2 protein-coding genes and 1 pseudogene are annotated in these 1,793 nt (G+C 74.2%); all 3 read right to left on the bottom strand.

Going from position 1 to position 1,793, the window contains the following annotated elements; translation table 11 throughout:
- Positions 1–402: pseudogene (locus tag B8460_RS11660) on the bottom strand (lipid-A-disaccharide synthase); the annotation flags it as partial.
- Complete coding sequence (locus B8460_RS11655; protein ID WP_048861770.1) at positions 399–1,271, bottom strand: carbon-nitrogen hydrolase family protein; 873 nt, start codon at positions 1,269–1,271, stop codon at positions 399–401. The pseudogene B8460_RS11660 and the gene B8460_RS11655, both read right to left, overlap by 4 nt.
- Positions 1,268–1,793 (bottom strand): hypothetical protein (locus tag B8460_RS11650; RefSeq protein WP_048861769.1); only part of this gene is annotated, 526 nt, incomplete at its 5' end. The genes B8460_RS11655 and B8460_RS11650, both read right to left, overlap by 4 nt.

Genomic DNA, 1,793 nt, shown 5'->3' with positions numbered 1-1,793 from the left:
CTTGCCCGGATAGTGGCGCACCCGCCCCTCGCGCCATGCCCAGACCTGCGGCGCCACGTAATGCACGCGCGGGATGCCGGCGCCGCGCAGCAGGTCGAGGACGCGCAGGCTGAAGCCCGGGCTGTCGATCGTCACCACCGCGTCGGGCCGGCGCGCCACGATGTCGGCCGCCGTCTGGGCAATGCGGCGGCGGAGTGCGCGTATGCGCGGCAGGACCTCCACCAGCCCCATCAGCGACAGTTCGCCCATCGGGAACAGCGACACCAGCCCCGCCGCCGCCATGCGCGGGCCGCCGATGCCGGCGAAGCGCAGGTCCGGGCGGCGGGCGGACAGCGCCGCCATCAGCCGCGCGCCGAGCACGTCGCCGCTCGGCTCGCCGGCGATCAGATAGATGAGCGTCACGCCGGCGTGCGGACGGGGCAGGGCGGCACGGGCATGTCGGGCCAGTCGCGATGGTTGCGCACGGCGCCGGACTCGCGCACCGCGTCCAGCCGCGCGGGGTCGAGGCGGGCATGCAGCCACATGGCCTCGTCGAGCGCGCCGCGGGCGAGCACGCCGTCTTCCGGGAAACCGCGATCGACCGGCCCGAGCACGGCGGCGTGGCCGCGATTGGCATCCAGCGTCGCCGACCACGGCGCGTCGCCGACCGTGGGCGCCACGGCGACGTAGCACTGGTTCTCCAGTGCCCGGGCGCGGGCCGAGAGCAGCACGCGGTTGAAGCCGTGCAGCGTGTCGGTGCAGGACGGCGCGAGGATGAGCCACGCCCCGGCCGCGACCTGTGCGCGCACCAGCGTCGGGAACTCGACGTCATAGCAGATGGCGACGCCGATCCGGCCCCAGGGTGTCGCGAACACCGATGGCGGCGCGCCCGGCGCGACCTGCCAGGATTCGCGCTCGAAGCGCGTCATCACCTGTTTCTGCTGGAACGCGACGCGCCCCTCGGGGTCGAACAGCGGCGCGCAGTTGTGCACCCGCCCGTCCGCGCCGCGCATCGGCAGGCTGCCCGCCAGCAGCCACACGCCGTGGCGCCGCGCGGCCGCGCGCATGACATCGAGCATTGCGTCCGCCTGCGCCACGGCGGTGGCGAGTTCGGCCGCCACGTCCGGCGGATCGGCCACCGCCGCAGCCTCCAGGCTCGCGTATTCCGGCAGTACCAGCAGGTCCGCCGGTCCCGCCTCCGCCAGCAGCGCGTCGAGCCGTGCGGCATAGGCGTCGAGTCCCGCGACGCGCGTGATGCGGTACTGGCAGAGCGCGAGATGCAGGGCGGTCACGGCAGCGCCGCCCCGGAGAGCGATTTCATCCAGAAGCCGAGCGTGTGCGGCGTCTCCTCCGCGTCGCCGACCTCGCGCCAGTGCATCGTGCAGGTCATGTGCGGATAGGGCGTGAAGCCGCGCCGCCGCCAGAACGCGTCGAGCGGCACCGCGTCGGCCGGCCGGCGCGGATCGTCGGCATCGCGGCGCACGCCGCAGAACGCCGCGTAGTCGAACGTGCCCCAGGATCGGGCATGCGCCTCCCGCCCCGCGAAGAACGCGACGCCCGCCCCCGTGCCGCGATAGCCGGGCAGCAGCACCGATTCGCCGAAATAGAACACGCGCGACGGGTCGATGCCGTGCGCGACGAACGGCGCCCGCACCGCCTCGGTCTCGTCCGCGAGGGGCAGGCAGGTCGAGGCGCCCACCGGCACATCGCCGTCCCAGGCGACGATGATCGCGGCGCGCGGGCTGTCGAGATAGACGCGCATGTACTCGGCCTCATAGGCCGCGTCGCCGTCGTAGAGATACGGCCACGCGCGG

The organism is Acidisphaera rubrifaciens HS-AP3 (genome assembly GCF_000964365.1).
Classification (GTDB): domain Bacteria; phylum Pseudomonadota; class Alphaproteobacteria; order Acetobacterales; family Acetobacteraceae; genus Acidisphaera; species Acidisphaera rubrifaciens.
The sequence above is the reverse complement of the archived record's forward strand: the minus strand, read 5'-3'. Positions and strand labels throughout refer to the sequence as shown.